The organism is Actinoplanes sp. NPDC048791 (genome assembly GCF_040650095.1).
GTDB lineage: Bacteria > Actinomycetota > Actinomycetes > Mycobacteriales > Micromonosporaceae > Actinoplanes.
Genome location: NZ_JBEZGQ010000466.1, coordinates 1 through 6,374 on the forward strand (window position 1 = coordinate 1; position 6,374 = coordinate 6,374).

Here is a 6,374-nt window from a genome sequence, read left to right on the forward strand (position 1 = left end):
GGCCGCGGTGCCCGCGACCAGCAGGTCACCCTTGTCCGACAGCGGCACCGAGAGCGGGTCGATCTCGCACCGGCTGGCCCAGCTGGCCGTGCCGGCGCCGGTCGGGACCAGGTCGATCGCCGGGCCGGGCACCAGGGCACTGGCGGCGGCGATCTCGGCGGCCCGGCGGCCGGCCGCGCGGGCGGCGGCGTCGGACAGGTCGGGTACGGCGTAGAAGCCCCAGCTCGACCCGACCAGCGCGCGTACGCCGATGCCCGCGCTCTCGTCGGAACTGAGGTCCTCGACCTCGCCGTCACGGGCGCTCATGGTCTCGGTGCGCCGCAGCATCACCCGTGCGTCCGCGTACCGGGCCCCGGCGTCGAGAGCGGCCTGGACCGCCGTGCCGGCCTCGTCGAAGTGATCCACGCTCATGCCCGAGACCCTAGGCGAACCCTCCGACATTCTCTGCCCGGTCCGGCGCGGACCCCTCACATCGGGGGCGGATCAGCCGACCATAGGGCCATGGGGAACGGGGAACGACGATGAACCGCCTGCCGGTGCTGGTCTCGCCGTACGGTCCCTTCGCCGGCCTCGCGCTGCACGTGCACGACCTGACCATCCGAGGCCACCACACGGAGACTCTGCTCGCCGCCGACGAGGCGGAAGCGGTCACGCTGCTGCTCGGCGACCGCCGCACCTACCGGGTCAGCCGGCTGGGCCGGATGTACGCCCTGAGCGCCCTCGGCCGCCTCGACGAGGCCCTGGCCATCGCCGAGGAGCTGGTCAGCGATCCGGCCGAGCTGAGTGGCCCGCGGGCCACCGATGCCAAGATCATGGCCGACACCGCCGAGGTGCTCATCCACCTGGGCCGCATCGACGACGGCCTGCACTACGTCGCCCGGGCCATGGCCGTGCTGGACGTGGTGCCGCGCAAGGGGCTGCGGTACTTCTCGGCCATGTCGTCGCTGGGTGAGGCCGCCCGCAGCGCGGAGCTGTTCGAGCTCGCCGACCACGCCATGCGCCTGTGCGTGGAGTCGTTCGAGTCGCCGGACGACCTGTACCGGTCCGCCGCCGAGCTGACCCAGGCCGAGACGTGGCTGGAGTGGGCGCTGCGGCTGGAGCAGGTGGGCCGGACCGAGGAGTCGGCCGCGCTGGTCGACAAGAGCGGGGCCATGCTGCAGTACTGGGTCGACCAGGGCATCGATTCCCCGGTCGGGATGGCGCTGCTGGCGGTCTGTCACGCCAAGAGCGGCCGGGTCACGCAGGCGTTCGCCCTGGTCGACCAGCTGCTGCTGGAGATGCGGGAGGCCGGCCAGCAGCACGAGGCCCGCCTGCTGCACCTCGCGTACGGGCTGGCCCTGCGGGCCACCGGTCAGTGGCGGGCCGCCCGCCGGGAGTTCCGGGCCGCCCTGGAACTGTCCGTGCTGCGGTCGCAGCGGCTGCTGTTCCAGTACGAGTTGGCCATCACCGCCGTGCAGGAATTCCCCGGCGACGCGACGCAGGCAGCGCTGGAATCGCTGCGCAGCCACGTCGAGGCGCTGTGGCAGTTGCGGCTGGACCGGCGGACGATGCTGCGGCAGGCGTACCGCCGGGTGGAGCTGGAGGCGGCGCGTACGACCGCCGACCTGGCCGCCACCTCGGACGCGCTGACCGGGCTGGGCAACCGCCGGATGTTCGACCGCCGGATCGACACGGTCGCGGCCGGCGGCTCCCTGCTGCTGATCGACGTGGACCGCTTCAAGGACATCAACGACCGGTTCTCGCACGGCGTCGGCGACCGGGTGCTGGGCGAGATCGCGGCGGTGCTGCGCGCCCACTGCCGGCACGACGAGGTGGCCATCCGCTTCGGCGGGGACGAGTTCGCCATGTTCCTGACCACCGGCGAGGACGAGGCCCGGCAGATCGCCGAACGCATCCGCCGGGTGATCCTGGCCCGGGACTGGAGCACGATCGCGCCCGGCCTGACGGTGACGCTGAGCATGGGCCTGGCCGCCTGCCACAGCGGCGAACGCGGCCGTGACCTCTACGACCGCGCGGACGCCCACCTCTACACGGCCAAACGGGCCGGCCGGAACCAGCTCGCCGCCGCCTGAGTCACCCCGGCGCCACGATGCCGGGTGCAGAATCGGTCCGTGCGTGCTGCCCGGCTGATCAACCTCGTGCTGCTGCTGCAGTCGCGCGGCATGCTGACCGCTGCCGAGTTGGCCGCCGAGCTGGAGGTCTCGGAGCGGACCGTGTACCGCGACGTGCTGGCCTTGTCGGCGGCCGGTGTGCCGGTCTACGCCGAGCAGGGCCGCACCGGCGGATACCGCCTGGTCGGCGGCTACCGCACCCGGCTGACCGGGTTGAGCCCGGCCGAGGCCGAGGCTTTGTTCCTGGCCGGGCTCCCCGGTCCGGCGCGGGACATGGGCCTGGCCGAGCCCGTACGGACGGTACGGCGCAAAGTGCTCGCCGCCCTGCCCCCCGTGCTGCGGGACGCCTCGCAGAGCGCCGGCCAGCGGTTCCACCTGGACGCGCCGGGCTGGTTCGGCGACACCGACCCGCCGCCGCTGCTGGCCGACCTGGCCCGGGCGGTCTGGCACGACCAAGTCCTGACCCTGCGGTACCGCAGCCGTGACGAGGTGACCCGCACCGTCGCGCCGTACGGTCTGGTCCTCAAGAACGGCGTCTGGTATCTCGTCGGCCAGGTCGATGCCGACCTGCGGGTCTACCGCGCGGACCGGGTCGTCGCGGCGGAGCCGGCCGGGGACACCTTCGAACGGGATCCGGACTTCGACCTGCCGTCGTTCTGGGCGGACCGGGCCGCGGACTTCGTCCGGCAGATGCTGCGCGAGACCATCACGGTCCGGCTCAGCCCGGACGGCCGGCGGCTGCTGCGGTACGTGGTCGAGCCCATCGCCCGCCAGGAAGCTGAGCAGGCAGCCGGCGAGCCGGACCCGGACGGCTGGATCCGGACCCGGCTGCCGGTCGAGTCGCCCGACGTGGCGTACACGTACGTTTTGAGTCTCGGCCCGGAGGTGGAAGTGATCGACCCGCCGGAGCTGCGGTCCCGGGTCGCCGCGGCCGCAGAGCGGACGCGCTCGCTCTACCGGTAGCCGGTCACGTCGGCGGGCTTGCCGGGGTCCTGCACCTCGACCAGGTAACGCCACGCGTCCGGCCGGCTGCCGTCGAGGTCGGTGAAGCCGTACACCTGGGCCAGCTCACCGCTGGACACGGAACGGCCGTTCCACCGGGCCCGCTCCTCGTCGGCGGCCAACGCGACAACCGCGCGCCCGACGAAGGCCGGGGTCTCCGAGATGGCGAAGTGCGGCTCCCGCTTCGTGGCTTCCTGCCAGTTCTCCTCGGTGACGCCGTAGTTGTCGAGCATCATCTCCGACCGCAGCCAGCCCGGGGTCAGCGCCACCGCGGTCGCGCCGTGCTCCGCCAGCTCCTGCGACCAGGCGAAAGCGAGCCGGTTCACCGACCACTTGGCCAGGTCGTAGAAGACGGAAAGCCGGTAGTTGACCGTGTTGTAGGCGGTGGTGCCGTCACCCATCTCCACGACCAGGCCACCGGGCGTACGGATCAGCAGTGGCAACGCGAAATGACTGGTGATGATGTGCGTGTCGACCGCCAGCCGGAGCAGCCGCAGTCCCGGGTCGAGCGGCTGCTCCCACACCGGCTTGTGCCAGGTGGCCAGCGGATCGCCGCCCCACACGTCGTTGACCAGCACATCCAGCCGGCCCTGCTCGGTGTCGATGCGTTGCACGAGGGCCTCGACCTGCTCCGGGACCAGATGGTCGACGGGCACCGCGATGCCGGTGCCCCCGGCGGCCGTGATGAGCTCGGCGGTCTCCTCGATGGTCTCAGGCCGGTTCATCTCGGACCGCTGGGCGCGCGTGCTGCGTCCGGTGGCGTAGACCGTGGCGCCGGCGGCACCTAGCTGCACCGCGATCTGTCGCCCGGCACCCCGCGTCGCGCCGGCCACGAGTGCGACTTTTCCGGTCAGTGGTTGCTTCGTCATGCGAACGATGCTGTCCCCAAAACCTGACAGGCGGTGTCTGGTTTCCTAATCTCCTGGTTTGTGTTTTTGGCGTTTACGGCAGAGGCTCGGATGATGACGAGCGGCGGGCTGTTGACCACTGGTGAGGTGGCCAAGCTCTTGGGCACGTCGCGCCAGCAGGTCGTGAATCTGTGCGGGCGGGGAGACCTGCCGTTCGTCATGGTGGGCAAGCACCGCAGGATCGAGCGGAGCGCTGTCGAGGCGTTGCTCCGGCCCCCGCAGAAGCTCACGCGCGATCAACTCAAGTCGTTGTGGTTGCATCAGGCGGTCGCCGGCAGTCTGGTCACCGATCCGGAAGCAGTGCTGGGCAAGGCGGCCGAGAATCTCGACCGGCTGTTGGTGCAGCACCACGGCACCATGGCCGAGGTCTGGCTGCTGCGCTGGCAAGAGAAGCTCAGTGCCGGGCCCGGCGCGGTCCTCAAGGCGCTGACTTCGCAGAATCCTGAGTTTGTGGAACTCCGGCAGAACTCTCCGTTCGCCGGAGTTCTCTCCCAGCCGCAGCGCCAGCAGGTCCTCGAAGCGTTCACGCGCAGCGGTTGCGAGCAGGCCCCTGATAGCTCAGCGGATTGAGCGACGGGTTTCTAATCCGGCGGAAGCAGGTCCTCGGGTACGAGATCAGCGGTCAACGGCTCCTCAAGATGCAGCACCTCGCCGGGCCTGGTGACGGAACGCTCGACGTAGTGGTTGCCGCGCAGCTCATAGAGGTGCAGCGTGGCGCTCTCCTGCTCGATCAGGAGATACCAGGGGATGCCCGCCGCCGCGTAGTAGTGCATTTTGAGGACCTTGTCGGCGGAAGCATTGGACGGCGAGACGATCTCGCAGATCAGCTGAACGGCCTCGGCGTCGATGACCAACTCCTTGAAGTTGATCTTCTCGGTGACCGCCACATCGGGGATCGGGATCCGCCCGGGCTGGAGTCGCACGTTGACCGCTTCGTGAACGTAGAGCCCGGCGTTACGAGCCGCGGTCCGGAGCGCGAACGCGAGCTCACTCGAGGTGTGCTGGTGTTGAGGAGTAGGGGCGGGGGTCACGAACAAGCTCCCGTCGAAGAGTTCGATGCGCTTGGAGGTCTCACCGAGCGCGAAGAACTCCTCCTCTGTCACCGGCGTTCCCTGGCCCATGATGGCGGACGTCATGGCCAGAGTTTCCCACATCGGGCCCATGATCAGACCGGTCAGAGATCGAGGCCGGTGACGCGGACCAGTTGCATCACCGACTGCTCCACGTACCCCTGGGCCGACAGCATGTTGCTGTGCAGCAGGCCTCGCTCCGGCTCGGCCACCAGGTAGCACGGGATCCGGGCCTGGGCGTACGCGTGCATCTTCAGTGTCCAGTCCACCGTCGCGCTCGCCGGGGAGGTGATCTCGCAGACCAGGCGGACCGACTGGGCCTCCACCAGCGGCTGGTCCAGGTCGATCGTGCCCGCGATGATCAGGTCCGGGACCGCGATCCGGCCCGGGCCCAGCCGCACCGGTACGCCGGAGATCACGTTCAGGTCCGTGCGGTTCGCCCGCAGCGCGTTGGCCAGGGCGTTCAGGATCAGCTGGTGGCGCGGCGTGTCTCTGGGACACGTCAGCACGCCGCCGTCCCACAGCTCCGTGCGCGCCGACGTCTCGCCGAGCTGGAGGTAGTCGGACTCGGTCGTCGCCAGGGCTTCCATGGGCAGGCTGCGGCCGATCAGGGCTGACGTCATGCACACTCCCGGGTCACGAATGCGAGTTCTGCGGACAGGTCCCCGTCGGGGGAGATCAGGAGCGTCGCCGGCGGGGTGACGCTGTGGTGGTCGTAGACGTCGGAGTTGTCGGTGCGGCTGCCCAGGTAGCGCTCGGCGTACGCGGGCGGCAGCGTGGTCCAGTCGGTGACCGGGTCGCGGGCGACGCCGCAGCGGAACAGGTCGGGCCGGCGGGTCAGGGCCAGCGCCGCGAGCCAGCCGCCGAGGCCGGTGCCGTGGACCGCGACCCGGGTCAGGTCGAGGTCGGGGTGTTTGCCGGTGAGGGCGTGCAGCGCGTCGATCTGGTCGGTGAGGGCCACGTCGGCGACCCGGCGGTAGACCACCTTCTCGAAGCTGGGCGCCACTCCGGGCGTACCCCGGGAGTCGACGCTGACCACGACGAAGCCGGCGTCGGCCCACCACTGCCGGTCCTGCCAGGCGGCCGCGTCGGCCACGACGTGCTGGTGGCCCGGCCCCGCGCCCAGGTCGAGCAGGACCGGCAGGCGGGTCCCGGTGACGTGGCCGGTGGGATACAGCACCGCGGCCGGCAGCCGGCGGTCGGTCACCCGCTCCAGGAGCGGCTCCGGTTGGTAGGGCAGCGGTTCGGCCAGCGAGGGCAGTGTCGCCACGTCCGCGGCGCCG

General features: G+C 70.8%; 8 protein-coding genes. 3 read left to right on the forward strand and 5 right to left on the reverse strand.

Annotated elements, in window-relative coordinates; genetic code table 11:
- On the reverse strand, window positions 1–411 hold a 411-nt coding region (locus AB0C29_RS28090), incomplete at its 3' end, for a PmbA/TldA family metallopeptidase (protein WP_360826052.1).
- 110 nt (window positions 412–521) lie between these two features.
- Between AB0C29_RS28090 and AB0C29_RS28095 the strand changes: the two genes are divergently transcribed.
- Both AB0C29_RS28095 and AB0C29_RS28100 read left to right on the forward strand, forming a co-directional pair.
- Entirely contained in the window at window positions 522–2,072 is a 1,551-nt protein-coding gene (locus AB0C29_RS28095; RefSeq protein WP_360826055.1) for a GGDEF domain-containing protein, read from the forward strand.
- Between the two features lie 39 nt (window positions 2,073–2,111).
- Window positions 2,112–3,074, forward strand: a complete 963-nt coding sequence (locus AB0C29_RS28100; protein WP_360826058.1) for a YafY family protein — start codon at window positions 2,112–2,114, stop codon at window positions 3,072–3,074.
- Here the strand turns inward: AB0C29_RS28100 and AB0C29_RS28105 are convergent.
- Window positions 3,065–3,982, reverse strand: coding sequence for an SDR family oxidoreductase (locus tag AB0C29_RS28105; protein WP_360826061.1), 918 nt, complete (start codon window positions 3,980–3,982; stop codon window positions 3,065–3,067). The genes AB0C29_RS28100 and AB0C29_RS28105 overlap by 10 nt on opposite strands.
- A gap of 93 nt (window positions 3,983–4,075) precedes the next feature.
- Between AB0C29_RS28105 and AB0C29_RS28110 the strand changes: the two genes are divergently transcribed.
- Window positions 4,076–4,591 (forward strand): helix-turn-helix domain-containing protein, encoded by a 516-nt coding sequence (locus AB0C29_RS28110; protein WP_360826063.1) that lies wholly within the window; start codon window positions 4,076–4,078, stop codon window positions 4,589–4,591.
- Between the two features lie 11 nt (window positions 4,592–4,602).
- On the opposite strand, the gene AB0C29_RS28115 is transcribed toward AB0C29_RS28110, so the two are convergent.
- From AB0C29_RS28115 to AB0C29_RS28125, 3 genes are all read right to left on the reverse strand, one after another.
- Window positions 4,603–5,157, reverse strand: a complete 555-nt coding sequence (locus AB0C29_RS28115; RefSeq protein WP_360826066.1) for a Uma2 family endonuclease — start codon at window positions 5,155–5,157, stop codon at window positions 4,603–4,605.
- 38 nt (window positions 5,158–5,195) lie between these two features.
- Window positions 5,196–5,714, reverse strand: a complete 519-nt coding sequence (locus AB0C29_RS28120) for a Uma2 family endonuclease (protein ID WP_360545169.1) — start codon at window positions 5,712–5,714, stop codon at window positions 5,196–5,198.
- Window positions 5,711–6,374 (reverse strand): prolyl oligopeptidase family serine peptidase (locus tag AB0C29_RS28125; protein WP_360826069.1); only part of this gene is annotated, 664 nt, incomplete at its 5' end. The genes AB0C29_RS28125 and AB0C29_RS28120, both read right to left, overlap by 4 nt.

Coding starts and splice junctions, on each gene's coding strand:
- AB0C29_RS28120 (WP_360545169.1), bottom strand. CDS start 5,714: ATGACGTCAGCCCTGATCGGCCGCAGCCTGCCCATGGAAGCCCTGGCG.
- AB0C29_RS28110 (WP_360826063.1), top strand. CDS start 4,076: ATGACGAGCGGCGGGCTGTTGACCACTGGTGAGGTGGCCAAGCTCTTG.
- AB0C29_RS28105 (WP_360826061.1), bottom strand. CDS start 3,982: ATGACGAAGCAACCACTGACCGGAAAAGTCGCACTCGTGGCCGGCGCG.
- AB0C29_RS28115 (WP_360826066.1), bottom strand. CDS start 5,157: ATGACGTCCGCCATCATGGGCCAGGGAACGCCGGTGACAGAGGAGGAG.
- AB0C29_RS28095 (WP_360826055.1), top strand. CDS start 522: ATGAACCGCCTGCCGGTGCTGGTCTCGCCGTACGGTCCCTTCGCCGGC.